The organism is Pseudomonas sp. BO3-4 (genome assembly GCF_034044115.1).
In the GTDB taxonomy this organism is placed as follows: domain Bacteria; phylum Pseudomonadota; class Gammaproteobacteria; order Pseudomonadales; family Pseudomonadaceae; genus Aquipseudomonas; species Aquipseudomonas alloputida.
The window spans coordinates 5361853-5387500 of record NZ_CP139018.1; the positions used below are offsets into that span (position 1 = coordinate 5361853).

General features: G+C 62.5%; 18 protein-coding genes and 2 rRNA genes (1 of these 20 cut by a window edge). 5 read left to right on the plus strand and 15 right to left on the minus strand.

All coding sequences use genetic code 11. The features are described 5' to 3' along the window. Nucleotides 1-106: 106 nt before the first annotated feature. The 3 genes from ggt to REH59_RS24690 all read right to left on the minus strand — a co-directional run bounded on the left by ggt (nt 107) and on the right by REH59_RS24690 (nt 3562). Entirely contained in the window at nt 107-1774 is a 1668-nt protein-coding gene (ggt, locus tag REH59_RS24680) for a gamma-glutamyltransferase (RefSeq protein WP_014859451.1), read from the minus strand. A gap of 117 nt (nt 1775-1891) precedes the next feature. Next, nucleotides 1892-2788: a LysR family transcriptional regulator gene (locus REH59_RS24685; RefSeq protein ID WP_003251593.1), complete on the minus strand. Its 897-nt coding sequence runs from the start codon at nt 2786-2788 to the stop codon at nt 1892-1894. Between the two features lie 183 nt (nt 2789-2971). After that, complete coding sequence (locus REH59_RS24690; RefSeq protein ID WP_012053714.1) at nt 2972-3562, minus strand: NAD(P)H-dependent oxidoreductase; 591 nt, start codon at nt 3560-3562, stop codon at nt 2972-2974. A 164-nt stretch (nt 3563-3726) separates the two neighbouring features. Here REH59_RS24690 and REH59_RS24695 point away from each other — a divergent pair, with 164 nt between their 5' ends. Then, nucleotides 3727-4041, plus strand: a complete 315-nt coding sequence (locus REH59_RS24695) for a putative quinol monooxygenase (RefSeq protein WP_003251589.1) — start codon at nt 3727-3729, stop codon at nt 4039-4041. Here the strand turns inward: REH59_RS24695 and REH59_RS24700 are convergent. After that, nucleotides 4031-4795 (minus strand): sulfite exporter TauE/SafE family protein, encoded by a 765-nt coding sequence (locus REH59_RS24700; protein ID WP_014859452.1) that lies wholly within the window; start codon nt 4793-4795, stop codon nt 4031-4033. The genes REH59_RS24695 and REH59_RS24700 overlap by 11 nt on opposite strands. 77 nt (nt 4796-4872) lie before the next feature. Between REH59_RS24700 and REH59_RS24705 the strand changes: the two genes are divergently transcribed. After that, nucleotides 4873-5754 (plus strand): LysR substrate-binding domain-containing protein, encoded by an 882-nt coding sequence (locus REH59_RS24705; protein ID WP_014859453.1) that lies wholly within the window; start codon nt 4873-4875, stop codon nt 5752-5754. A gap of 106 nt (nt 5755-5860) precedes the next feature. Here REH59_RS24705 and REH59_RS24710 read toward each other — a convergent pair whose 3' ends face one another. Continuing rightward, nucleotides 5861-6136 (minus strand): metal/formaldehyde-sensitive transcriptional repressor, encoded by a 276-nt coding sequence (locus tag REH59_RS24710; RefSeq protein WP_003251584.1) that lies wholly within the window; start codon nt 6134-6136, stop codon nt 5861-5863. Between the two features lie 70 nt (nt 6137-6206). On the opposite strand from REH59_RS24710, the gene dmeF reads away from it, so the two are divergent. Continuing rightward, nucleotides 6207-7151 (plus strand): CDF family Co(II)/Ni(II) efflux transporter DmeF, encoded by a 945-nt coding sequence (gene dmeF, locus REH59_RS24715; RefSeq protein WP_014859454.1) that lies wholly within the window; start codon nt 6207-6209, stop codon nt 7149-7151. Nucleotides 7152-7247: 96 nt separating this feature from the next. Beyond that, complete coding sequence (locus REH59_RS24720; RefSeq protein WP_003251579.1) at nt 7248-7592, plus strand: cupin domain-containing protein; 345 nt, start codon at nt 7248-7250, stop codon at nt 7590-7592. A 191-nt stretch (nt 7593-7783) separates the two neighbouring features. On the opposite strand, the gene mmsB is transcribed toward REH59_RS24720, so the two are convergent. Continuing rightward, nucleotides 7784-8671 carry a 3-hydroxyisobutyrate dehydrogenase gene (gene mmsB, locus REH59_RS24725; RefSeq protein ID WP_014859455.1) on the minus strand — a complete coding sequence of 296 codons (888 nt, stop codon included), beginning with the start codon at nt 8669-8671 and terminating at the stop codon, nt 7784-7786. A gap of 10 nt (nt 8672-8681) precedes the next feature. After that, on the minus strand, nt 8682-10208 hold the full coding sequence (locus tag REH59_RS24730) for a CoA-acylating methylmalonate-semialdehyde dehydrogenase (RefSeq protein WP_003251574.1): 1527 nt from the start codon (nt 10206-10208) through the stop codon (nt 8682-8684). A 132-nt stretch (nt 10209-10340) separates the two neighbouring features. Here REH59_RS24730 and REH59_RS24735 point away from each other — a divergent pair, with 132 nt between their 5' ends. After that, nucleotides 10341-11291, plus strand: a complete 951-nt coding sequence (locus REH59_RS24735; protein ID WP_014859456.1) for a LysR family transcriptional regulator — start codon at nt 10341-10343, stop codon at nt 11289-11291. Between the two features lie 270 nt (nt 11292-11561). Here the strand turns inward: REH59_RS24735 and REH59_RS24740 are convergent, their stop codons facing one another. The 8 genes from REH59_RS24740 to REH59_RS24775 all read right to left on the minus strand — a co-directional run. Next, a complete protein-coding gene (locus tag REH59_RS24740; protein ID WP_128573579.1) occupies nt 11562-12053 on the minus strand; it encodes an OmpA family protein in 492 nt (163 codons plus the stop codon). Between the two features lie 4 nt (nt 12054-12057). Then, entirely contained in the window at nt 12058-13329 is a 1272-nt protein-coding gene (locus tag REH59_RS24745) for a diguanylate cyclase domain-containing protein (protein ID WP_014859458.1), read from the minus strand. After that, nucleotides 13326-13892 (minus strand): YfiR family protein, encoded by a 567-nt coding sequence (locus REH59_RS24750; protein WP_014859459.1) that lies wholly within the window; start codon nt 13890-13892, stop codon nt 13326-13328. Before REH59_RS24750 ends, REH59_RS24745 begins: the two co-directional genes overlap by 4 nt. Nucleotides 13893-13992: 100 nt before the next feature. After that, on the minus strand, nt 13993-16068 hold the full coding sequence (gene recD, locus REH59_RS24755; RefSeq protein WP_014859460.1) for an exodeoxyribonuclease V subunit alpha: 2076 nt from the start codon (nt 16066-16068) through the stop codon (nt 13993-13995). Then, on the minus strand, nt 16065-19739 hold the full coding sequence (recB, locus tag REH59_RS24760) for an exodeoxyribonuclease V subunit beta (protein WP_014859461.1): 3675 nt from the start codon (nt 19737-19739) through the stop codon (nt 16065-16067). The genes recD and recB overlap by 4 nt, the downstream gene beginning before the upstream one ends. After that, nucleotides 19736-23218, minus strand: coding sequence for an exodeoxyribonuclease V subunit gamma (gene recC / locus REH59_RS24765; protein ID WP_014859462.1), 3483 nt, complete (start codon nt 23216-23218; stop codon nt 19736-19738). The genes recB and recC overlap by 4 nt, the downstream gene beginning before the upstream one ends. Before the next feature lie 306 nt (nt 23219-23524). Continuing rightward, a 5S ribosomal RNA gene (rrf, locus tag REH59_RS24770) occupies nt 23525-23640 on the minus strand. 131 nt (nt 23641-23771) lie between these two features. Beyond that, a 23S ribosomal RNA gene (locus tag REH59_RS24775) occupies nt 23772-25648 on the minus strand (it continues 1016 nt past the right edge of the window).

The following is a 25648-nucleotide window of genomic DNA, read 5'->3' on the forward strand; positions in this document are numbered from 1 at the left end:
GCCGCTTTGCGGCCCTTTCACGACACAAGGCCCCAACGCGGGTCCTCGTGGGAGCGGCCTTGTGTCGCGATAGGAGGGCAAAGCCCTCCCGGCGTTCTGACAGGTACTACTTGACGATCATCCCTACCCCACGCCCACGTGGGTCGGAAGCGGTCTCAAGCTTCGCCCCATCGACCCGGATCGCCTGGATGTCGCCCATTTCCCAGCCCTGGTCCTCCAGCACATAGCCCATCTTCTTCAGCTCATCAGCTACCGGCCCGGTCAATGGCGCATAGCTGTCGAAGTAAATGGTGTCCTTGGGCAGCAACTGATGGTGCACGCGCTGCGCCGCCACCGCCTTGTCCAGCGGCATGCCGTAGTCGTACAGGTTGTTCATCACCTGGAAGATCGAGGTAAAGATCCGTGAACCGCCCGGGGTACCGATTACCAGCTCGACCTTGCCATCGCGGGTCATCAGGCTGGGGCTCATCGACGACAGCATGCGCTTGCCCGGTTCGATCGCGTTGGCATCACCGCCGACCACGCCAAAGGCGTTCGCCGCCCCCGGTTTGGCGCTGAAATCATCCATCTCGTCGTTGAGCAGGAAACCAGCGCCCTTCACCACCACACCACTGCCATAGTCGAGGTTGAGGGTGTAGGTATTGCTGACCGCGTTGCCCTGCTTGTCGACGATCGAGAAATGCGTGGTCTGGTGCGGTTCAAGGCCCGGCTTGACCTTGTCGGTGTCGGAAATGGCCTTCGGGTTGACCTGGGCTGCGCGCTTGGCCAGGTAATCCTTGGCCACCAACTGGTCCACCGGCACCTTGGTGAAGGCCGGGTCGCCCAGGTAATCGGCGCGGTCGGCGAACACCCGCTTCTCGATCTCGGCCAGCAGGTGGATGTACTGCGCCGAGTTATGCACCACCCCTTTAAAGTCGGCCGCGCGGTCTTCCTTGATGCCCAGCAACTGGGCAAGCGCCACACCGCCTGAGCTCGGCGGTGGCGCGGTATACACCACATTGCCACGCCAGCTCACGGCCATCGGTTCACGCCATACCGCCTTGTAATCCTTGAGGTCATCTTTGGTAATCAGGCCTTTGTCAGCCTGCATCTGCGCCACCAGCAAATCGGCGGTCTTGCCTTGATAGAACTCGCTCACGCCCTTGTCGGCTATACGCTCCAGGGTCTGGGCCATTTCCGGCTGCTTGAACAGCTCGCCGACCTTCATGTTGCCGAAGTAATCGTTGAAGTTGGTCGCCGTCTTGAACATGCCTTGGGCATCGTTGCGGTACTGGTACTGCTTTTCCGCCACCTTGAAGCCATTTTTCGCATAGCCGATGGCCGGGGTCAGCAACTCGCTCCAGGGCAGCTTGCCGAACTTCTGGTGCGCCTCCCACAGGCCCATTACCGTACCGGGTACGCCTGCGGCGCGTGCCCCGACCAGGCTGAGGTTCTCGATGACCTCGCCCTTGTCGTCCAGGTACATGTTGCGCGTGGCGGCCTTGGGCGCGACTTCGCGGTAGTCGAGAAAGTAAGGCTTGCCATCGACAAACAGGGTCATGAAGCCGCCACCGCCGATATTACCGGCCTCTGGGTAAGTCACCGCCAGGGTGAAGGCGGTCGCTACTGCCGCGTCCACCGCGTTGCCGCCCTTTTTCAGAATATCGGCGGCCACCTGTGCACCATATTGATCGGGGGCGGCCACCGCGCCGCCCTCCAGGGTGGCGGCGTAAACTGAGGAACAGCTCAGGATCGAGGCTGCGAGAGCCAGATACTGGAAAGGGACAATACGCATGACACTTCCTTGGTGTTGTTTTTGTTGAGCAGTCAGTAAGGCCGAAGCGCTTCGACTGTGCAATCAACCGTCGGAAGTTTCGCCGCCTGTGGACAGGATTTGTCGCGATCAGGCAACTCAGCAGGCGTACATCGCCAGCTTGCGCTGGATGAAATCCAGGAAGCACTGGATGCGCAGTGCCAACTGGGTGTTGCGGTAATACACCGCGTGGATCGGCTGACGGTAGCCATTGTTGGCCTCGCTCAGCAGCACCTGCAGGCGCCCTGTGCGGATATCTTCGTGGGTCATGAAGTGCGACAGGCTGACGATGCCTTCCCCGGCCAACGCCAGCTGGCGCAGGGTTTCGCCGCTGGAAGCGACCAACGCCGGGCGGATGCTCCAGCGATCGCCCTGAGCGTGACGTAGCGGCCAATGATTGAGCGACTCCGGTTGGCTGAAGCCGAGCAGACAGTGGTTGGCCAGCTCCTCGACCTGCCGTGGCGTGCCGTGCTGCTCCAGGTAGGCCGGACTGGCCAGCACCTGCACCGGACTACAACCCAGGCTGCGCGCGTGCAGGCTGGAGTCGGCCAGCTCTCCGATGCGGATCGCCACATCAGTGCTCTGCTCCAGCAGGTCGATGATCAGGTCGTCGGTGTTGAGCTCCAGTTCGATGCCCGGGTACTGGCGGCGGAACTCGCCAATCCACGGCAGGATGGCATGCAGCATGAACGGCGCAGCGGCATTGATGCGCAATCGCCCGGTCGGGGTCTGGCGGTTCATCGACAGACGCTCTTCCATCTCGTCCATCTGCTGCAGGATCAGCCGCGAGCGCTCAAGAAAGTAGCGCCCCTCTTCGGTAAGGTCCATGCGCCGGGTGGTGCGGTTGACCAGCGTGGTGCCCAGCTTGCCCTCCAGGCGCGACAGGGTGCGGCTGACGGCAGACGGGGTCTGGCCCATCTGCTCGGCAGCAGCGGAAATCGAGCCGCAGTCGATGACGGCGACGAATACCTGGAGTTCTTCGGATCGGGTTTTCACATCAGGGCCTGTGGTTGGTCTGTGCAAGGATTAGATAACCGCTTGTCGAGGCCAAGTCCAGCGGCGCCTGAACGGGCCTCTTCGCGGGCTTGCCCGCTCCCACAAATACTGCAAAGTCCTTGAAACCTGCGTAATACCTGTAGGAGTGGGCAAGCCCGCGGCAAGGCCAGTCCAGGCAAAAAATTACTGTGCCTTGCCAAACACCTTGTCCAGATGGGCCTCATAAGCTGCTAACGCCGCCGGCACATCCGGGCGCTTCATCACATCCACAGCCAGGAAGGTCGGCAGGCCGGTCATACCCAGGAACTGGTTGGCCTTGTGGAACGGGAAGTACACGGCATCCACCCCTTTGCCTTCAAAGAAATCGCTGGGGTCATCGAACGCCTGCTGCGGCGCGTTCCAGGTCAGCGACAACATGTATTGCTTGCCGTGCACCAGACCACCGCTGCCGTATTTCTGCGAGTGGTCCGAACGGGTACGGCCATCATTGGCATACAGGCTGCCGTGGCCGGCAGTGAACACGTCGTCGATGTACTTCTTGACGGTCCACGGCGCGCCCATCCACCAGCCGGGCATCTGATAGATCACCACATCGGCCCAGAGGAATTTCTCCACCTCTTCCTGGGCATCGTAGCCGCCATCGATGAACGTCTGGCGCACATCGAAGCCGGCGCGGTCCAGGTGAGCGATGGCCGCTTCGTGCAAGGTCGCGTTGAGGCGGCCTTCGGAGTGAGCGAACTGTTTACCACCATTGAGCAGAAGGATCTTTTTCATGCTGGCCTCCACGGCCGAGTCAAAAATTGATGCCGGCAGGTTAGAGGCTCGCGGGGGCGGGATACAGCGGTGACGGGGCAAAATACAATTGACCAGAAGTCACGAATGAGCAATACATTATTGCCGTAGAATAGCGTCACCCCCCCATCACCGAGTAGCGCCCCATGAGTGAGCCGTTCGCCTTTATCCTCAAAGCCAAGACCCGCCCGGAAATGGCTGATGCGTTCGAAAACCTGTTCCGTCCCTACGTCGAGCCAAGCCGCCAGGAACCCGGCTGCATCGAATACCACATGCTGCGCGACCAGCAGGACCCGAGCCTGTTTGTGTTCTTCGAAGTGTGGGCCGACAAGGCCGCGCTGGACGTGCACTCGGCCCTCCCGCACATGGCTGCCTTCTTCGAAAAACGCATGGATTACCTGGAGCGCGATTTCGATATCCAGAGGGTCGACATGCTCAGCGCTTCGTCCGCTAGCCGTTGATCAGCAGATGGACGCCGAGTGCGGCCAACCCGATGAAAAAGCAACGCTTGAACAGCAGCGCGCTGATCCGCTGACGCAGCCACTGGCCCGCCAGCATGCCGAGCAAAGCCGGCGCCAGCATCAGCAGCGACGCCCCCAACGCCTGGCCCCCCAAGGCATCCTGCCCGGCCAGGCCTAGGGCCAAGGCCAGGGTCGACACCGTAAACGACAGGCCCAGGGCCTGGATCATCTGCTCGCGGCTCAAGCCCAGGCTCTGCAGGTAAGGCACCGCTGGCATCACGAACACCCCGGTCGACGCCGTGACCACACCCGTGACCAGCCCGCAAAGCGGTCCCAGCCAGCGCTCGTGTCCCGGGCCCACCTGCAGGCCCGGGCCGACCACCCCATACAACGCGTAGACCAGCAAGGCGGCCCCCAACGCGTGCCCAGCCCAGGGGCCACTGCTGATTCCCAGCCAGGCGCTACCCAGCAAGGTGCCGACAACGATCAATGCCAGCATTGGCCCCAGGCGGACCAACAACCCTCGCAGATGCCCGCCGCTGGCCAGCTGCCACAGGTTGGTGAGTGTCGAGGGCACGATCAACAACGCGGCAGCCTGCGCAGGTGGCATAGCCAGGCCCAACAGGCCCATGGCAATGGTGGGCAGGCCCAGGCCGATGACCCCCTTCACTGCGCCCGCCAGCAGAAAGGTCAGTACAACCAGCAAAGACAGTGCCGGGCCAATGTTCTGGTAAAACGCGAGCAAGGTAGTCATGGGCCGATGATGCCGTGCCCCGGGCGACGTGAGAATCTGCCATATACTCAGCCAGCCTCTTGCCAGGACAGAGCCACATGCATTTCGACCTGATCGACCTCAAGCTGTTCCAGCACACCCTGGAGTGCGGCAACATCACCGCCGGCGCCAGCCGCAGCCATCTGTCACTGCCAGCAGCCAGTGCGCGCATCCGCGCCATGGAAGCATCGCTGGGCATTCCCTTGCTGGAACGTAACCGCCGTGGCGTCCAACCAACGCCGGCTGGCCAGGCACTCTTGCAGCATGCACGGCTGATAACACAGCAAGTCGAACGCCTGCAGTTCGACCTGGGCCTGTACGCGCAAGGGCAGCAAGGCCAAGTGCGCCTGCTGTGCAACACCGCAGCGCTGACCGAATACTTGCCCGAACTGCTGGCCAGCTATCTGGCTGAAAACCCTGGAGTCAGTGTGGATGTGCAAGAACTGCCAAGTTTGCGCATCGTGCAGGCAATTACCCAAGGCATGGCCGACCTGGGCATCGTGTCCACAGCCGCCCCCAACGAGCACCTGCAGACCCGGCCGTTTCGAGACGACCCGCTGGTGCTAGTGACGCCACAGGGCCACCCCCTGGCCAGTGCGCTGGCGCCAAGTTTCGTCGACAGCCTGGCCCATGGCTATGTCGGCCTGGGGGCCGGCAGTGCATTGGGGTTGTACCTGGAAGAGCAAGCGCTGCACGAGGGGCAGCGCATGCAGGTTCGGGTACGAGCAGAGGGGTTTGATGGGGTGATCCGCATGGTCGCGGGCGGGGCCGGAATCGGGGTGGTGCCGCTGGCAGCGGTGCAGCGCTGGCAAGGGATGCTGCCGTTGCACTGGGTGGCGCTGCAGGAGCCATGGGCCAACCGCCGGCTGCTGGTGTGCGCGCGGGATTTCGCGGCATTACCAGGCTATGCCGCCGGACTGGTATCCGCCCTTATCCACTGACAGCCTTCGCTGGCACGCCTGCTTCCACAAACGCGTTCGCGTACCGCTCGGTCCGTGAAGGTATTGATACCCCCCTGGGGTATTCGTGAAAGGGTACGGCGACCTCCTACTTCAGATAAGAACGCAGCAACGCCGCCACCTTGTCTGCCTCGTCCTGCCGTTCCTCGGCACTCAGGCCGTCCGCCACAAGGTGATCGCGGATGTGCCCTTCCATCACCTCGGCCATCAGCCCGTTCACCGCGCCGCGCACGGCAGCGATCTGCTGCAGGATCGCCAGGCAGTCCTTGTCCTGCTCCAGCGCCGTCTCCAGGGCGGCGGCTTGGCCTTTGATCTTGCGCACCCGGGTCAACAGCTGCTTCTTGCTCTTCAGGGTATGTGCCATTGGGTTTCACGCCATGCTAGGTATACTGGGGTATAGTATTTTTCTCGATCTTCCGGGAGCATGATAAACCATGGCGACACAAACCTCAGACCGCTGGCAGCACAGCCACCAGTTCCACACCAGCAACCTGGGCGCTGAGCGCAAAACCCGCCTGGCGGTTTGGCTGACCGCAGTGATGATGGTGGCGGAGGTTGCCGGAGGCTGGTACTTCAACTCCATGGCGCTGCTGGCCGACGGCTGGCACATGAGCTCCCACGCCCTGGCACTTGGCCTGTCCTTGCTGGCCTACGCTGCCGCTCGGCGCTATGCAGGTGACCGGCGCTTTGCCTTCGGCACCTGGAAGATCGAAATTCTCGGCGGCTACTCCAGCGCATTGCTATTGCTGGGCGTGGCCGGACTGATGGCGTTCCAGTCGGTGGAACGGCTGTTGGTGCCGGGACAGATCCACTATGACGAGGCTATCTTGATTGCCGTGGCGGGCCTCGCCGTCAACCTCATCTGCGCCTGGCTGCTACGCGATGACCATCATCATGACCATCACCCTCACAGCCACGATCATCACCATCACCACCACCACCACCATCACCACCACGACCTGAACCTGCGCTCGGCCTACCTGCATGTGATGGCCGATGCCGCCACTTCGGTGCTGGCCATTGCTGCCTTGCTGGCCGGCAAGTTCTGGGGCGCCAGTTGGCTCGACCCAGCGATGGGCCTCGTCGGTGCGCTGCTGGTCGCGCTGTGGGCCCGTGGCCTGCTGCGCGATACCGGGCGAGTGTTACTGGACGCCGAGATGGACGCCCCGGTTGTGGCGGAAATCCGCGCAGTGGTCGCGCAATTGCCGGCGCCGGCCAGTATCACCGACCTGCATGTCTGGCGGGTGGGCAGGGACCAATACGCCTGCATTCTTGGCCTGGCCACCCAGGCCACATTGAATGCCGACGGCGTGCGCCAGGCCCTGGCCGTGCACGAAGAGTTGGCGCACATCACTGTCGAGGTAAACCGCCTGCCATAGCGCGACCAGACACCTGGACGTCGAGCCCAGGCAACTGCTGCGCGGCCGTTGGGCCTATGGTGACCCGTCATTCAGCCAGTCACCAGGAGTTGTGCCATGTCCGATTTCATCACCGTCCTGCGCGAAACCTGCCCGACGCCGGTCGTGGACGCCACCAAGTGGAAGCGCATCGGCGGCGATCCGCACACCGTCAACCTCAATGCCTACCTGTCGGCCGACGGCAGCAAGATCATGGGCACCTGGATCTGCACCCCGGGCAAGTTCGAGGTCAACTACGATAAATGGGAGTTCTGCCACTTCCTTGATGGCTATTGCATCATCACCCCGGAAGGCGAAGAGCCCAAGCACCTGAAGGCGGGTGATGTGTTCGTGATCGAACCGGGCATGAAAGGTACGTGGGAAGTGGTCGAGACTGTACGTAAGTATTTCGTCTTCGCCTGACCTGCAGGCGCGGGTTTAGCTGCGAATGCGGCGGTGAGGCTTCTGCAGCATTCGCGGGTGAACCCGCGCCTACAACGGCCGCGCAATACCTGTAAGCGTGGACAAAAAAATCGCGGAGCAGACGCCCTTCCCTCTGGTGCGCAGTTACAGAGGGAAGGCCACCTGGCCCGCGATGAAGTCCACCTCTTGCATCAATCCTTCTTGCGATAACCCTCGACGATGGCCGAGAAGTCCTTGCCACCCTCGCCTCGCAGGCTCATGGCCTGGTACAACTGCTGGGCCACGGCACCGAGAATCACCGGTTGGTGTGCCTGGCGTGCCGCTTCGGTAGCCAGACCGAGGTCCTTGAGCATGAGTTCGGCGCCAAAGCCACCGGTGTAGCCACGCGATGCCGGTGCGGTTTCGATGATGCCCGGCCACGGGTTGTAGGTGTCCGAACTCCAGCAACGCCCGGTCGAACTGTTGATGATGCCGGCCAGCACCTTGGTATCGATACCCAACGCGTTACCCAGGGCCATGGCCTCGGACACGCCGATCATCGAAATGCCGAGCAGCAGGTTATTGCAGATCTTGGCGATCTGGCCGGTACCCACTTCCCCGCAGTGCACGATGTTGCGGCCCATCTGCTCCAGTACCGGCTTGAGGCTGGCGAACAACTCGGCACTGGCGCCGACCATGAACGTCAGGGTGCCGGCCGCCGCGCCGCCAGTACCACCGGAAACCGGCGCATCCCCCATGTCCACACCCTTTGCCGCTGCGGCCTTGGACACATCACGTGCGGTCTGCGGGTCGATGGTGCTGCAGTCAACGGTCGGCGTGCCAGGACGAATGCCGGCCAGTACGCCGTCCTCGCTCAAGTACACGCTGCGCACATGGGCTGCGGCCGGCAGCATGGTGATCACCAGCTCGCTGTTGGCCGCCGCGTCCTTGGGCGAGGGGCTGATCTGCCCGCCCAGTTCTGCCAGCTCAGCCAGCACGGCCTTGTTCAGGTCGAACAGGTTCAGCTGATGTCCGGCCTTGATCAGGTTGCGGGCCATGGGCGCGCCCATGTTGCCCAGGCCGATGAATGCGATACGCATGACGTACTCCTTAGCGCAGGCTAATGGTGGTGTTCACACCGTCGTTGACGCTGTCGTCATCGAACCAGCGAGCCGTGACGGTCTTGGTCTGAGTGTAGAACTGCACCACTTGCTTGCCGTACGGCCCGAGGTCACCGAGTTTGGAGCCACGCGAGCCGGTGAAGCTGAAGAACGGGACGGGGACCGGGATCGGGATGTTGATGCCGACCTGGCCAATATCGATTTCGCTCTGGAACTTGCGGGCCGCAGCGCCGCTCTGGGTGAACAGGCCGGTGCCGTTGCCGAACGGGTTGGCGTTGACCAGGGCGATGGCCTCGTCGAGCGTATCGACTTCCAGGGTCACCAGCACCGGGCCGAAGATTTCCTGGGTATACACCTGCATGTCGGTCTTCACGCCCGAGAACAGGGTTGGGCCGACGAAGTTGCCTTGCTCGTAGCCCGGCACCTTGACGTCACGGCCGTCAAGTTCCAGCTTGGCGCCTTCCTTGATACCGCTTTCGATCAGGCCCAGCACACGCTCCTTGGCCCGCTTGGATACCACCGGGCCAACGTCGGTGCCCGGCTCACAGCCAGCATTGACCTTGAGCTTGCTGGCAGCCTCCTTGATATCCGGCAACCATTCGCGGGCCTTGCCCACCAACACCGCCACCGAGGTCGCCATGCAGCGCTGGCCCGCCGCGCCGAAGGCAGCACCCACCAGCGCATTGATGGTTTGTGTGCGGTTGGCATCAGGCAACACCACCGCGTGGTTCTTGGCGCCCATCATTGACTGCACACGCTTGCCATGCTGGCTGCCAAGGTTGTAAACGTGCGTGCCGACTTCAGTAGAGCCCACGAAGGAAATCGCCTTGATGTCCTGGTGGGTGCAAATGGCATCCACTACCTGCTTGCCGCCGTGCACCACGTTCAGCACACCGGCCGGTACGCCGGCTTCCAGCGCCAGCTCGACCAGTAGCATGGTCGACAGCGGGTCCTGCTCGGACGGTTTGAGCACGAACGTGTTGCCGCAGACAATGGCCATGGGGAACATCCACAGCGGGATCATTGCCGGGAAGTTGAACGGGGTGATGCCAGCGCATACGCCGATCGGCTGGCGCAGGGTGTAGGTATCGACACCGCCGGCGACGTTCTCGGCAAATTCGCCCATCTGCAGGGTGCCAATGGACGCCGCGTGCTCGACCACTTCCAGGCCGCGGAAGATATCGCCTTCAGCGTCGGCCAGGGTCTTGCCCTGCTCGGCGCTGAGCACCTGGGCAATGCGTTTGGTGTGTTCGCGGATCAGCGCCTGCAGCTTGAGCATGATGCGCATGCGCGCGCCGATCGGGGTGTTACGCCACGTCTGGAAAGCGCGGTGAGCAGCGGCCACGGCTGCATCGACTTCTTCGACGGTGGCGAACGGTACGCGCGCCAGCACCTCTTGGGTGGCCGGGTTGACGATGTCACGCCATTCGGTGGTTTTGGACTCGACCCACTGGCCGTCGATCAGCAGCTTGACCTGCTCGACCTTGGTGCTGTTAGGGGATTGCGGTGCGTTCATCTGCGTTCTCCTTGGAATTGTTGTCGGGACGAGATCGCCAGCGCCGGGCAAACGCGGGGTGGCGTCCTGAGGCTTGTTTCGAGTATAGATGTGCAAACATCCAACAAGAACGCACAAAAAAACCGGATCATCATGCAAAAAGACCTCACATCCCTGAGCGCGCTCAACTGGGACGATTTGAAGTTCTTCCTCGAAGTGGCTCGCACCCGCAAGGCCAGCAGTGCCGCCAAACGGCTGAGCGTGGACTACACCACCGTGTCGCGACGCATCAGCTCGCTGGAGGGCGCGCTGGGCACCTTGCTGTTCGAAAAGTCGCGCACCAACGGTTTTGTGCTGACCGCCGAGGGCCAGCGCCTGCTGGGCTATGCCGAATCGATCGAGAGCACGCTGCACATGGCGTGCGAGCAGGTGTCCGGGTCGGGGGTGGCGTTGTCGGGCCATGTGCGCATGGGCTGCACGGAGGGCTTTGGCAGCTTTTTCATCACGCCGCAGCTAAGCCACTTCGTCGACGCCTACCCGGCGATTTCGGTGGACATCCTGCCGCTGCCGCACTTCATCAGCCTGTCCAAGCGTGAGGCGGACATCGTCATCGCGCTGGAGCGGCCCGAGCATGGGCCTTATGTGTGCTGCAAGCTGTGCGACTACCGCCTGCGGCTATATGCCACCCAGGGCTACCTGGACAGCCACGCGCCGATCCGCCAGGTGACGGACCTGGCCAAACACCCCTTCATCAGTTACGTGGATGATCTGGCGTTCAGCTCCGAGCTGCTGTACCTGGCCAACCTGATCCCCAACGCCAGCGCACATTTGCGCAGTACCAGCGTGATCGCGCAGTACACGGCAGCGCTGCAGGGGCGTGGGCTGGCAATATTGCCGTGCTTCCTCGCCGCGCAGGACCCGCGATTGGTCACGGTGTTGCCGGAGGAGATCGAGGTGACGCGGCAGTTCTGGATGTATTGCCGGGAGGATTTGCGCAAGCTGAAGCGGATTACCTTGCTGTGGGATTACATCCGGTCGGTGACCGAGGCGAATGCGCCATTGTTGATGGGGCAAACCCGCGAGATGCGCTTCGCCCAGGACTGATGGGCCTGCGCATTTCCGAAGGCAACACAGCCCCTGTAGGAGCGGGCTTGCCCGCGAACACCGACAAAGCCGGTGCCAGACAGCGCGTTGCCTGCTTCGCGGGCACGCCCGCTCCCACAGGGGATATGTGACTCATGGGGCTGCGCATTTCCAAAGTCAAGCACAGACCCTGTGGGAGCGGGCTTGCCCGCGAACACCGGCGAAGCCGGTGCCAGACAGCGCGTTGACTGCTCCCACAGGATATATATGTGACTGCCCGAGCGGCGACGATCAGTAGGACGCTACCACGATGGACACTCGACGGTTCTCGGTACGCCCGGCGCTGGTGCGGTTGTCCGCCACCGGCTGGCTGCTGCCCAGGCCACGGCTCTGAATGTTCTGCGCCTGCATGCCAATCCCCACCAGCGCCTTGGTCACGCTTTGCGCGCGGCGCTCGGACAGCTGCTGGTTATACGCCGCCTTGCCCGACGAGTCGGCATGCCCGTCCACCCGCACGCCCTGGATACCAACGCCGAGCAGCGCCTTGCCGATGCGCTCGACAATCGCCTGGCTCTGGCCATTGAGGCTGTCCAGATCGCTGCCGAACAACACTTTGCCAGACAAGTCGTAGGCCCAACCTTCATCGGTCGGGGTGAAACCTTCGCGCTTGAGCACGGCAATCTGTTCTGCGGTAAGGCCTTTCGGGGGGGCGCTCTGGCAACCCGTTAGCGCCAGCATGGCGAGCAACAAGGCCCAAAGCGGAAAACGTAAAGCTTGCATCACGGGTTCAACTCCTGTTCCTGATTTCGTTGGCGGACCGTTCCGTCTGCGCCAGTTGCCAATGGCCACGGCGTTCGCGCTTGGCCTGGTACATTGCCGCATCGGCGGCATTGAGAAGACTGGCGGGGTCAGCGCCGTCATCCGGGTAATAGGCAATACCGACACTCAGCGAGGTGGAGATACTGCGGCCACTGTCCAGTTGCACCGGCAGCTTCATGCTGGCAACGATCTTCTCGGCAATGTGTTCGGCGTCCTTGCGCGTATGCAACGGCGTCAACAGCACGGCAAACTCGTCGCCCCCCAGGCGCGCCACCAGATCGTGCTCGCGCAGTTGGGCGCGCACACGTTCGGCCACGCTGATCAACACCTCGTCACCCACGGCGTGGCCGAGGGTGTCGTTGATCTGCTTGAAGTGGTCGCTGTCGAGGAACAGCAGTGCCAGGTGGTCCTGCTGACGCGCCGCATTCCGCACGCTGCGGCTCAGGCGCCCTTCAAAGAAGGCGCGGTTGGGCAAGCCGGTCAGGCTGTCGTGGCTGGCCTGATGGGCAAGGGTCTGGTTTTCGCTCTGCAGGTGGCTATGCCACACCTCCAGTTCATCCAGCAGGGCATTGAAGTCATTACCCAGCTCGTTCAGCTCGGCAATCGGCGCTTCTGGTACGCGCCGGTCGAAGCTGCGCTCGCGGCGGGCGGCATGGGCGACACTGGCCAGGCCACGCAGCGGGCGGGTGATATCGCTGAGCAGGCGCCGCGACAGATACTGGGCAGCCAGGGCGCTGAGGACCGTGCAGAACAGGATACCGGCCAAGCCACTGAGCAGGAACAGCAACAGGCTCCTGCCCTGGCCTGCCAGTTCGATATGCCCGACCTGCTGTTGCTGGTGCACGATCGGCAGAATGACCGGCTCATCCAGCAAGGTGCTGGCAACCTGCACCTCCAGCTGCGCGAGCATGCCGGTATTGTCGCGTTGCCAGTGCGCCAGTTGCTCGCCCTCGTTGTTGAAGACCTTGGCCTCGGCCACTTCTTCGGTACTGGCAATCAACGCCAGCGATTCATTGGCGGCGGCGCTGTCATCGAACACCACCGCCGCCTCTACCGTGTAACTGATCGAGCGGGCGATCAACTGCAGGTTATGGTTGGCATAGACACGCAGGGCGAGCACGCCCAGCAGGGTGAGGGAGATACCCGCCAGGCCAACGGCAAGCAAGGCGACGCTAAGGTGACCACGGCCCAGCACCGAGCGCAGGGTCGGGCGCACGGTACGCTTGCGGGTCGGTTTCATGGCTGCTCCGCCCGGCGCCGCGACAATTGCAGCACGCTGGGGTGAATACGCACGCCAGAGCGTGCCACCGAGTCGAGATTGACTTCAAAGGCCACCTGCTGGTCGCTGACCCGCAGGCAGAACAGGCTGCCGACCGTGCAGGGGTCATCCGCCTCGCTGATGCTCAGCACCGGGTGGCCGCCGATACGCTGGAACAGCCGATCCCGCTGGCCCTGGTCAAGCTTGCCAATGTAGAGGGCATCGCAGGCCTGGGCGACCTGGGTGTCTTCTGCCAGCAAGCGCCGCACCTGCAGCGGCCGGCCGGACTCCTGGACATGGCCCTTGATGAGATCGTCGGCGTACTCGGTCGGGCCGACCAGGCACAGGCGCAAAGGAGAGGGTTCGACGGGCCAGCGGGCGTAACTGAAGATACCCAGTACTACCTGGGTGACTGCCTTGGCGCGTTGCTGTGCCTGGGCGGCGGTTGTGCCGGGGTCTGCCCGGGCAGCGCCTGCAGAAAGGAGCAGGACGGCCAGCAATAGCGAAAGCGCACAGCTTGTCACTCGCCTTGCGGCCACGTTCATGTGGGAAATCCCTTTAAGCCCCTTCCGATATCGGCGCAACGATAGCACATGGCCGCTTTAATGTATGAGCCTGCAGCCACGTGTAATGGGTGTCATGGCCCTAGACCTGCTCGAGCATCAACCCGGAAATACGCCGTACTTTGCGCGCCACCGCTTCTTCGAAAATGCCTTGGCGTGGCTCGACCAGGCTGAAGCAGTGCTTGGCCCGAGTGATGCCGGTGTACACCAGTTCCTTGGTCAGCACCGGGTTGAGCGCATCCGGCAGCACCAGGGCAGTGTGGCTGAACTCCGAGCCCTGGGACTTGTGCACGGTCATGGCGAATACCGTTTCCACTTCGTTGAGCCGGCTCGGCAGAACGAACCGCACCCCACCACTGCCGTCGTTGCGCGGGAAGGCCACACGCAGCAGCGGCTGGCCCTGCTCATCCGGCAAGCGCAGGGCTATACCGATGTCACCATTCATCAGGCCCAGGCCGTAGTCGTTGCGGGTCACCAGCACCGGGCGTCCTTCGTACCAAGGCTGCTGGCTGTCGATCAGACCGGCATTGTGCAGCACCCGCGCCACCCGTTCATTCAGGCCTTCGACCCCCCAGGCGCCCCGGCGCACCGCACACAGCAACTGGAAATCCTCGAAACTGCGCAACACCTTGCCCGCCCATTGCTCCCAGGCGGGGTCGTCAAAGGCGGTATCAAGTGCTGGCCGGTAACGCCCAAGGGTGCGCAGGTAGCTGCGGTAGCCTTGCGGTCCATCGGTACCGCGGTTCAGACCGTCCAGTAACAGGCGGTCGAAAGCACGATCCTGCTCGTGCTTGAGCGACAGGCTGTGCACGTCAGCAGGCGGCGCGGCCAGCAGGTTGCGCGCCGCGTGAGCATCCTGACGATTGACCAGTCTGGCCAACTGGCCAATACCGCTGCCTTCACCGAAACGCCGTGAAAACCGCAGCATCACCACTTGCTGAGCCAACGGGTGGCGCTGCTCATCGCCGGCCTTGAGGCCACTGCCGGCCAGCGACTCGCCACTGACCTGCTGAAGCCACGCTGCAGTCGCCGGCGAGTAAAAGCCCTCCTCAGCATCCCGGCACAGGTCACCCAGTACCGCGCCGGCCTCGACCGAGGCCAACTGGTCCTTGTCGCCCAGCAGCACCAGACGCGCCCGCGGCGGCAAGGCATCGAGCAGGTTGGCCATCATTTCCAGGTCGATCATCGACGCTTCGTCGACCACCAGCACATCCAACGGCAACGGGTTGCCAGCATGATGGCGGAAGTGCCGCGAGCCTGGGCGGCTGCCGAGCAGGCGATGCACGGTGCTGACTTCAGTAGGGATTTGCCCGCGTACTTCGGCGCTGACTTGCAGTCGCTCGACTTGCTGACCAATGGATTCGGTCAGGCGCGCAGCGGCCTTGCCGGTCGGTGCAGCCAGGCGGATGCGCAGTGGCCTGCCCTGCTCCACTGCCGGTGCCTGCAGCAACGCCAGCAGGCGCACCACGGTGGTCGTCTTGCCGGTGCCGGGGCCACCCGTGATGATGCTGAAACCGGCACGGGTGGCCAAGGCACAGGCGAGCTTCTGCCAGTCCAACTGGCCAGCTGGCGCGCCGCCCTCGAACAGTTGCGCCAGGCGCTCTGGCAGGTCTGAAGGGGGGGCTTCGGCCTGACTCAGGCGCTGGCGCAGGGCATGGTCGATGCGCCGTTCGTAACGCCAGTAACGGCGCAGGTAAAGGCGCTCGCCACTGCGTACCAGCGGCCGCGCTTGCTGGCCAGGCGTATCACCTGCGGCCACCAGCGGGCTGGCGACGATGCGCTCAAGCCAGGCATTCAAGTCAAGGTTGGCCAGCAGTTGCGATGGCAGTAGCAAAGGGCCGATAAGGGCGTCACCTTCCGGCGGCAACGACAGGGCGAAATCCGGCTCGGCCAAGGTTTGTTGCAGGTCGAGGCAGACATGTCCGTGCCCCAGTTGGTGACTGGCCAGCGCCGCTGCCAGCAATAGCAAGGGATCACTGCCGGGGGCACGCTCTTCCAGGAACGACACGAATGCGCGGTCCAGGGCACGTAGCCAGCCCCGCTCAACCCAACGGTCGAGTAATTGCAGCAGGTCAGCGCTGTTGTGCTGCGGTGCCAGCGCCAGCAGGTGCTCGGCGTGCAACGGGGTGGGCAACAGGTCGACAAGGCTTCGGCTCATGGCGCAACTCCGGCAAACAGGTCCTGCTGTACCGGCGCGTGCTCGCCACGGAACAGTGCATCGAGGCTTTCGATCAGCTCACGCGGTGGCTTGGCGTGGTACACGCCGTGGCCGCTGCTGCTGGCACCGCGCAGGAAGATGAACAGGGCGCCGCCAACATGGCGGTCATAATCGTAGTCCGCCAGCCGCGCGCGCAACTGGCGGTGCAGGGCCAGCAGGTACAGCACATACTGCAGGTCGTAGCGGTGCTCAAGAATCGCCTTTTCCATGGCCATGGCATCGTAGGCCTGGATGTCCGCACCCAGCCAGTTGGACTTGTAGTCGGTCACGTAGTAACGCCCGTCCAGCTCGAACGCCAGGTCGATGAACCCTTTGAACATGCCGTTTAGCACGGTCGGCTGCGCAGCTGGGCGCGCCAGACCGGGGTGGGTGTGGTGTGCCACCAGGCGATCGAGTTGTTCTGCGTCGACCCGGTGGCTGGCGAACCAGAATTCCATTTCGATCTGGTAATGACGCAGCTGGCCCAGCGTTACGCTCTGGTCGCTGCCCGGCAGCGGCAACGCCTCGCCCAGCAAACGTTGCATCCAGTGGCTCAGGGTAGGGATCCAGCCGGCCCAGTCACGGCGGTTGCAGCGCTGGCCAACGGTACGCTCTATCAGTTGAGGGTTACCGCTGACCTCGCTGAAGCCCTCACGGCCTGCCCACTCCAGCAAACCATGGAGGAAGGTGCCGGGGTTAGGCCCCCGTGGGAAGCGATGGATATCGCCGCTGTCGGCCGGGACCTCGCGCAACACCTGGGCATCGGGCACCTCGTCATCCAGCAGTTGCTGGGCCTGCGAGCTGTCGGCGCCGAGGGTCTGATCGCCGACACGAAGGGCACTGTACGAAGCGATCCACCAGTGCTCGGCAGCCGCATGGCGTGGCCTGCGTGCTGGCAGCAGCTCACGTTCGGCGTGTGGCATGCGATACATCTGCTCATCCGCCTGCGGCAGGCCTGGGCAAGTGATGTGCGGGCACTTCGCCGCCAACGCCTGCAACCAGTCCGTCAGCTGCGCCGAGCCAGCCAGGGCCAGGCCGCCCCCCAGCAGGTAGCCAAACGCCGAGCGGTGCAGCTGCGAGCTCTTCTGATTACCGCGCTTGAGGTCGGCGACACCCAGCCAGCAAGCATGCTGGGCGCGGGTCAGGGCCACGTAGAGCAGGCGCAGGTCTTCGGCCAAGCGCTCGTCGTCAGCACGCTCGATCTGCTCCTGATCGGGTGTGAGGGTGAGGTGGGCGTTACCTTCGCTGTCATGCCAGGCCAGCGGCAGACGGCTACCATCCACCGGTTTGCTGGTGCAGATGAATGGCAGGTAGACCAAGGGATATTCCAGGCCCTTGGACTTGTGGATGGTCACCACCTTGACCAACTGTTCGTCGCTCTCCAGGCGCAGGATCTGCTCTTCACCGGCCTGACCGGAACTGGCCAGGTGCTCGGCCAGGTGGCGGATAAGCGCCTGTTCGCCGTCCAGCTCGCCAGCGGCCTGCTGCAGCAGCTCGGCCAGGTGCAGCAGGTTGGTCAGCACCCGCTCGCCATCACTGCGGCGGATCAGCGTACGCGGTAGCTGGAAGTCATGCAGCAGGTGGCGCAACATCGGCAACACCCCTTGGCGCTGCCAGGTGTCGCGGTAAAGGCGAAAGCGCATCACCCAGCTCTCCCAGACCCGCTCGTCCTGGTTAAGCCGGTCCAGCGCAGCCAGCGACAGGCCCAGTGTAAGGCTGGCCAAAGCAGCCTTGAGCAGGCGCTCTGAGTCAGGCTCGGCGCAGGCCTTCAGCCAGGCCAGCAGGTCGTGGGCTTCCTGGGCGGCAAACACCGAGTCCTTGTCAGACAGGTAGACACTGCGCACCTCGCGTGCGGCCAGTTCGGCGCGGACCATCTGCGCCTCATGGCCATCGCGCACCAGGATGGCAATGTCCGAGGGCAAGCAGGCGCGCAATTCGCCTTCGGCATTCTGGAAGCCCGCCGTGCCCTGCTGGCCGCCATTGAGCAAGGCCACAATATGGCTGGCGCAACTGGCGGCCAGTTGCTGGCGGTAAACGCTGCTGGAGACTGGCTCTTCACTTTCCAGCTGCCAGCATTGCAGGGCTGCACTGACTTCACCGTCAATCAGCAGCTGTTCGCCACGCCCCTTAGCGCGCACCTCGATGAATGGCAGCGGGTTGTCATCGGCCTCGCGGAACAGGAATGCACCCCGCCCCGCTTCACGCCCCTCGGCCTGCAGGAACACCTGGTTGACCGCCGCCACCATGGCTTTGCTGGAGCGGTAGTTGGTGTCCAGGCTGTGCAGACGGCCGCTGGTGGCGCGCCGCGCCGCAAGGTAGGTGTAGATGTCGGCACCGCGGAAGGCGTAGATCGCCTGTTTGGGGTCCCCGATCATGAACAGACCGGTTTCGGCGCGGTTTTCACTGATCTGGTAGATGCGCTCGAAAATGCCGTACTGAACCGGGTCGGTGTCCTGGAATTCGTCAATCAGCGCTACCGGGAACTGCTCACGGATCAGGCTGGCCAGGCGCTCGCCGGCCTCGCTGGCGAGTGCGTGCTGCAAGCGCACGAGCATGTCGTCGAAGCCCATTTCTGCACGCCGGCGCTTCTCCACTTCGAAACGTGCCGATACCCAACTGGCCGCGTGCTCGAGCAGAGGGGCATCCGGGCTGTCCAGGGCCTGCAGTTGTTGCTGCAAGTGCTGCATGGCGTTGAGGGCTGGGTGCTCGGGAGGTTCTCCCTTCCAGGCCTCGGCCATGCCCGCCGGGGTCAGCCGGGTAAAGCCGGTGCCCAAGTCGAGCTCTACCAGTTGCTCATCGCTGGCCCAAGCGCAGAGCTTGTCGAACCAGGGCTCGAAGTAACGGGCTTGCATCTTGCGGCCGTCGACCTGTTTGGCGGCCAGCGCATCGCGGCAGATTTGCCGCAGTTCCTCGGCCCACTGTGCCCATGGCGCCTTGATCCGGGCCAACTGTGCACCACGTTGCTGCAGCGATGCCTGGATCAATGCGGCGGGCTCTGGCCCATCCTGCTGGGCGCGCACACGGCCGAACAGTGGGCGAATGCGCGGCAGCAAGGCGTCTGGACTCCCCCAGTTGCCGCGCACCCAGGCCAGTGCGTCACCTTGCATCCCATAGCAGAAGCGCCGCCAGTAATCGCGCATGACCTGGCCCAACAACTCGCTGTGGTCGGTTTCCAGGGTCTGGGTGAACAGGCTGCCGCTGTCGAAGGCATGCTCGCGCAGCATGCGCTGGCACCAGCCATGGATGGTCGATACCGCAGCCTCGTCCATCCACTGCACGGCGATTTCCAACCGGCCGGCGCAACGCGGCCAGTTCTCTTGTGGGTAATCGTCACGCAGTTGGTGCAACAGCGGATCGGCCCCTTCCAGTTCGCCACGGAAGAACCGTGCGGCTTCAGCCAGGCGGGCGCGGATACGCTCGCGCAGCTCTTTGGTGGCGGCGTCGGTGAAGGTCACCACGAGGATCTGCGGTGGCAGCAGCTCGCGCTCGAAGCCCTGTTCGCCACCGTGACCGAGGATCAGGCGCAGGTACAGCGCCGAAATGGTAAAGGTCTTGCCCGTGCCGGCGCTGGCTTCGATCAGCTGGCTACCGTGCAGGGGGAAACTCAGTGCCAGAGGACGGTCCTGGGTCATGCGCCTTTCTCCGGGTTGCCCAAGGTCTGCCAAGGGGCGGTGAACAACGGGCGGTACAAGGTCTCGCACCAGCCTTCAAACGTTTCGTCAGCGGTGAGTGCTGCAAAATCTCGGAACTGGCGAGCCAGCGCAATGCTCTCACTTCGCTCGCCAAAACTGGTGCGTTCGTCGCCTTCGTAGGCGCGAGCTGCTGCGGCCATGGCTTTATCGGCATCGTCCTGGGCCAACCAGGCGAACGCGGTCTTGGCCGCGACTGGCAACGGCGCATTCATTGCCGCCTGACGGGCCACCAACAGGTCGCCCAGCAGTTGCGCGGACAGCGCTTGCGGCAGCGGTGCAAGCAACAGGGTCAGGTCACTGGCTACCAATGCACTGTTATAGGGGTAGCCCGCTGCACAGGCCGCCAGGTGCGTAACCCAGGGCGCGATAAGACGGTGCCACTTCAGGTTGTTGCGCCCGGCACTGATGGTGTTGGGTACTGTGGTGATACTGAGAAGGCTCTGATCTTCCGCCTGGAACACCCGGCCCAGCCAGCCCTCCAGACGGTGCTGACCGTGCTCGAAATGCACCGGTAAAGCGCCCTCGACCAGCTGTGGCCAGCGTTGCAGCAATTGTTGGTGACGTTGCAGCAGGTCCGGCAGCGGTTCGATCAATTCGTTTTGCAGCAGTTCGCCGAAACCGGCTAGCGGCAGCAAACCGCAGGCCTGCAGGCGTCGGGCCTGGGCGCGCAAGGCCTGTTCAGCGTTGTCCGGTTCGGCCAAGGCGGCGCCAAGCAGGCTTTCACTGGCGCCGTAACGTTGCAGGGTATCGAGGACGAAGGGCTCTTCGTCCGGGGTCGGCGCTTCCAGCGCCTCAAAGTACACCTTCAAGCGCTGGCTGAAGAAGTGCCGTACCGGGTGGCGCAAGAAGTCATTCAACTGGTGCAGACTCAGGGCTTCAGCGTCCTGATAAGGCGGCAGGCCCGGCTCGCTCTGCTCGTCTGCCTCACCTTGCTGGTGCAGCACCTGCCATTCATGGGCATAGCTGAACAATGGGCTGCCCTTCTGGAAGTACCGAGGGCTGAACGGCTGCAGCGGGTGCTCCTGGGTCAGTGCGTGCAACAGTTGCTCGCCCGGTTTCGCGAGCTGGCCCTGCTGCGCGTCGGCCAAATGCCAGCCCGCAGCGATGTGATCGCGCAACTGGCCGATCAGCACCGAGGCCGGGCGTTCGCTATTGTCGCGGATACTGCGCCCGACCCAGCTGACATACAGTTGGTCACGTGCTGACAGTAGCGCTTCAAGCAACAGGTAACGGTCGTCTTCGCGGCGTGAGCGGTCGCCGGGGCGATAGTCGCTGGCCATCAGGTCGAAGTCCAGCGGTGGCTGCGCACGCGGGTAATCGCCATCATTCATGCCCAGCAGGCAAACCACCCTGAACGGGATCGCGCGCATGGGCATGAGTGTGCAGAAGTTGACCGAGCCGGCGAGGAAACGTTGTGACAGCTTGCCCTGATCGAGGCCCGACAGCCAGGCTTCACGCACCACGGTCAGCGGTAGCGGGTCGTGCAGGCCGACGGTCTCGCACACCTCAAGCCAGCTATCACGCAGATCCTGCAACTGCATCAACAGGAATTCATCACCCTCGTCCTCGGCGAGGAAGAACACGTGCAGCAAGGCATGCAGTCGCTCGCCCCACTGGCTGACGGTGGCAGGCTCGGACAAGGCCTGGCAGGCGACTTCGAGCGCATCGAGCAACGCGACCAGCGGGCCGATCAGTGCCGCGTCCAGGCCACCGATTTCATCGTAGGGCTCAATACCATCACAGGCCTCACCCACCCCCACGGCATAACCCAACAGCATGCGGCGCAAGCCGAAACGCCAACTGTTCTGTTCGAGCCCGGCGGGCAAGCCCAGGCTCGCCCGCTGCGCAGCGTCAAGGCCCCAACGAATGCCAGCGCCCTCGATCCAGCGGTGCAGCGTGGGCAGATCGTTTTCGCGGATGCCGAAGCGGGCGCGGACTGCCGGCACGTCCAGCAGGTCGAGCACTTCGCTGACCGCGAAGCGGCTGTCAGGCAGTTTGAGCAGGTGCTCAAGCGCGATCAGCAAAGGCTCGCGACCACGCTGGCCCTGGTCTGTCAGGGTGAACGGGATGTAGCGCGGGTCGTTGCGCTGCAACTGGCCGAAGACGGCGCGGATATGCGGCGCGTAAGTGTCGATGTCCGGCAGCATGACGATTACGTCGCGCGGGCGCAAAGTCGGGTCGGCGCTGAAGCGGGCCAACAGCTGGTCGTGGAGGATTTCCACTTCACGTTGCGGGCTGTGCGCGATATGGAAGCGGATCGAGCGGTCTTTTGTGGTGTCGACTGGTGGCCACCGTTCGCGGCTCTCGGCGAGCGGGCGCAATTCCAGGATGTCGTCCTGCAGTTCGTTGAGCAGCGTGGTGGGCGAACCGTCGCTGAACAGGTCGATGCGGCCGTCGCTGAATACGCCCTGGTAGCTGCCCGGGTCATCATAGCTGTCGAGCAGGTTGATGTAGTCGCGGCCTTGTTTACCCCAGGCAGCCAGCAACGGGTGGGCATGCTGGTGCAGCGTCTGGTCGTCCAGTTGCAGGGGCATGCCTTGCTTGCGTTGCTGGCGTTTGTACTGGTGGCGCAACAGGTCCTTGTCGGCGACGATATCGGCCCAGTGGTGGCGGCATGGGTTGTGTACGCACAGCAATACCTGACTGAAACGCGACAGGCCTGCCAGCGCTTCCAGGGCCTGGGCCGGCAGCGAAGAGATACCGAACACGATCACCCTCGGTGGCAGCCCTGCAGGCGCCTGCTCCAGGCTGTTGATGCGCTCGATGAAACGTTGGTGTACTCCGGCGCGGCTCTGCGCCATGCCTTGCTCGCCAACATCCTCGAGCAATGCTCGCCACAACTCGGCTTGCCAGCGGTTGCCTGGCGGCAGTACTTTGCGCTCGCCGCGGGCCGTGTTGATGACGTGCTCGCCACTGGCCCAGTCCTTGAGCCAATCGGCACGGTAGACCTGGTACTGGTCGAACAGGTCGGCCAGGCGCTCGGCTAGCTGGTAGCGCTTGCGCAAGTCACTGTCGTCGGTGAGGAAGCGCCGCAGTGGCTCGAAATGCGGGCGCTCGATGAGCGCTGGCAACAGGCGCATCAGCCGCCAGGTCAGTGGTGCCTTGTCGAGCAGAGACACTTCGGGAATTTCGCTACGGCCAAGCACGCTGCGGTAGAGCTGCCACATAAAGCTACCGGGCAGTTGCACATCGATGGCAGCGGCGATGCCGCAGCCGCCTTGGTCATCTTCCAGCGGATCTTCAGCCAGGGCCAGCTTCAGCCATTGGGCGATGCCATTGCTTTGCACCAGGGCAATTTCGTTTTCCAGAGGCGCCAGCGGGTAGCGACGCATCCAGCTCACTACCAGGCTACGCAGGTCGTCGAGGCGGTTGCCGTGGACGATCATGAAGCCAGGGTGGAGATGGGCGGTGTTGAGCATCGGAAGGTCTCTGGAGGCGCTGATGGCTGAGAGGGGAACGATATCACGCGCACATGAAACGGCCGAATGCCATCAGGCTGTGGGAGCGGGCACTTCAACGCGGTGCCATCCGCAGCGTGGCACTCCCGATCCATAGGGGAGGTGACGTTGGTGGCCTGGAGAGTGTGCGCCCCTGCCTGGCGTTGCCCCCTTCCCCGTAGGAGCGGGTTTACCCGCGAACACCGGCGAAGCCGGTGCCATCTCCTTTTTTGCCCACAAAGACAAAACCCCTACCTGCATGCGCAGATAGGGGTTTTGCGAAATGAATCTTGACGATGACCTACTCTCACATGGGGAAACCCCACACTACCATCGGCGATGCATCGTTTCACTACTGAGTTCGGGATGGGATCAGGTGGTTCCAATGCTCTATGGTCGTCAAGAAATTCTGTTGCCAGAATGTCCAGATGGACAGCCCAGCGAATTCGGATATGCGATATTTGTGGTCTTACGAATTTTCGGGTCTTTCGTCTTCACCACCGCAATCTGCGTCAGCAAATTGCTTGGGTGTTATATGGTCAAGCCTCACGGGCAATTAGTATTGGTTAGCTCAACGCCTCACAGCGCTTACACACCCAACCTATCAACGTCGTAGTCTTCGACGGCCCTTCAGGGGATTCAAGATCCCAGTGAGATCTCATCTTGAGGCAAGTTTCCCGCTTAGATGCTTTCAGCGGTTATCTCTTCCGAACATAGCTACCCGGCAATGCCACTGGCGTGACAACCGGAACACCAGAGGTTCGTCCACTCCGGTCCTCTCGTACTAGGAGCAGCCCCTCTCAAATCTCAAACGTCCACGGCAGATAGGGACCGAACTGTCTCACGACGTTCTAAACCCAGCTCGCGTACCACTTTAAATGGCGAACAGCCATACCCTTGGGACCGGCTTCAGCCCCAGGATGTGATGAGCCGACATCGAGGTGCCAAACACCGCCGTCGATATGAACTCTTGGGCGGTATCAGCCTGTTATCCCCGGAGTACCTTTTATCCGTTGAGCGATGGCCCTTCCATACAGAACCACCGGATCACTAAGACCTACTTTCGTACCTGCTCGACGTGTTTGTCTCGCAGTCAAGCGCGCTTTTGCCTTTATACTCTACGACCGATTTCCGACCGGTCTGAGCGCACCTTCGTACTCCTCCGTTACTCTTTGGGAGGAGACCGCCCCAGTCAAACTACCCACCATACACTGTCCTCGATCCGGATAACGGACCTGAGTTAGAACCTCAAAGTTGCCAGGGTGGTATTTCAAGGATGGCTCCATGAGAACTGGCGTCCCCACTTCAAAGCCTCCCACCTATCCTACACAAGCAAATTCAAAGTCCAGTGCAAAGCTATAGTAAAGGTTCACGGGGTCTTTCCGTCTAGCCGCGGATACACTGCATCTTCACAGCGATTTCAATTTCACTGAGTCTCGGGTGGAGACAGCGCCGCCATCGTTACGCCATTCGTGCAGGTCGGAACTTACCCGACAAGGAATTTCGCTACCTTAGGACCGTTATAGTTACGGCCGCCGTTTACCGGGGCTTCGATCAAGAGCTTCGCTTGCGCTAACCCCATCAATTAACCTTCCGGCACCGGGCAGGCGTCACACCCTATACGTCCACTTTCGTGTTTGCAGAGTGCTGTGTTTTTAATAAACAGTCGCAGCGGCCTGGTATCTTCGACCGGCATGGGCTTACGGAGCAAGTCCTTAACCCTCGCCGGCGCACCTTCTCCCGAAGTTACGGTGCCATTTTGCCTAGTTCCTTCACCCGAGTTCTCTCAAGCGCCTTGGTATTCTCTACCTAACCACCTGTGTCGGTTTGGGGTACGGTTCCCAGTTATCTGAAGCTTAGGAGCTTTTCTTGGAAGCATGGTATCAACCACTTCGTCGCCTAAAGGCAACTCGTCATCAGCTCTCGGCCTTGAAATCCCGGATTTGCCTAAGATTTCAGCCTACCACCTTAAACCTGGACAACCAACGCCAGGCTGGCCTAACCTTCTCCGTCCCTCCATCGCAATAACTGGAAGTACAGGAATATTAACCTGTTTTCCATCGACTACGCTTTTCAGCCTCGCCTTAGGGACCGACTAACCCTGCGTCGATTAACGTTGCGCAGGAAACCTTGGTCTTTCGGCGTGCGAGTTTTTCACTCGCATTGTCGTTACTCATGTCAGCATTCGCACTTCTGATACCTCCAGCAAGCTTCTCAACTCACCTTCACAGGCTTACAGAACGCTCCTCTACCGCATCATCATACGATGATACCCGTAGCTTCGGTGCATGGTTTGAGCCCCGTTACATCTTCCGCGCAGGCCGACTCGACTAGTGAGCTATTACGCTTTCTTTAAAGGGTGGCTGCTTCTAAGCCAACCTCCTAGCTGTCTAAGCCTTCCCACATCGTTTC

Bases quoted from the DNA above. Each gene is read 5' to 3' on its own strand.
- REH59_RS24720 (WP_003251579.1), top strand. From the start codon at position 7,248: ATGTCCGATTTCATCACCGTCCTGCGCGAAACCTGCCCGACGCCGGTC.
- REH59_RS24690 (WP_012053714.1), bottom strand. From the start codon at position 3,562: ATGAAAAAGATCCTTCTGCTCAATGGTGGTAAACAGTTCGCTCACTCC.
- REH59_RS24745 (WP_014859458.1), bottom strand. From the start codon at position 13,329: ATGAAACCGACCCGCAAGCGTACCGTGCGCCCGACCCTGCGCTCGGTG.
- mmsB (WP_014859455.1), bottom strand. From the start codon at position 8,671: ATGCGTATCGCATTCATCGGCCTGGGCAACATGGGCGCGCCCATGGCC.
- ggt (WP_014859451.1), bottom strand. From the start codon at position 1,774: ATGCGTATTGTCCCTTTCCAGTATCTGGCTCTCGCAGCCTCGATCCTG.
- recB (WP_014859461.1), bottom strand. From the start codon at position 19,739: ATGACCCAGGACCGTCCTCTGGCACTGAGTTTCCCCCTGCACGGTAGC.
- REH59_RS24700 (WP_014859452.1), bottom strand. From the start codon at position 4,795: ATGACTACCTTGCTCGCGTTTTACCAGAACATTGGCCCGGCACTGTCT.
- REH59_RS24735 (WP_014859456.1), top strand. From the start codon at position 10,341: ATGCAAAAAGACCTCACATCCCTGAGCGCGCTCAACTGGGACGATTTG.
- REH59_RS24730 (WP_003251574.1), bottom strand. From the start codon at position 10,208: ATGAACGCACCGCAATCCCCTAACAGCACCAAGGTCGAGCAGGTCAAG.
- recC (WP_014859462.1), bottom strand. From the start codon at position 23,218: ATGCTCAACACCGCCCATCTCCACCCTGGCTTCATGATCGTCCACGGC.
- REH59_RS24750 (WP_014859459.1), bottom strand. From the start codon at position 13,892: ATGAACGTGGCCGCAAGGCGAGTGACAAGCTGTGCGCTTTCGCTATTG.
- recD (WP_014859460.1), bottom strand. From the start codon at position 16,068: ATGAGCCGAAGCCTTGTCGACCTGTTGCCCACCCCGTTGCACGCCGAG.
- REH59_RS24695 (WP_003251589.1), top strand. From the start codon at position 3,727: ATGAGTGAGCCGTTCGCCTTTATCCTCAAAGCCAAGACCCGCCCGGAA.
- REH59_RS24710 (WP_003251584.1), bottom strand. From the start codon at position 6,136: ATGGCACATACCCTGAAGAGCAAGAAGCAGCTGTTGACCCGGGTGCGC.
- dmeF (WP_014859454.1), top strand. From the start codon at position 6,207: ATGGCGACACAAACCTCAGACCGCTGGCAGCACAGCCACCAGTTCCAC.
- REH59_RS24705 (WP_014859453.1), top strand. From the start codon at position 4,873: ATGCATTTCGACCTGATCGACCTCAAGCTGTTCCAGCACACCCTGGAG.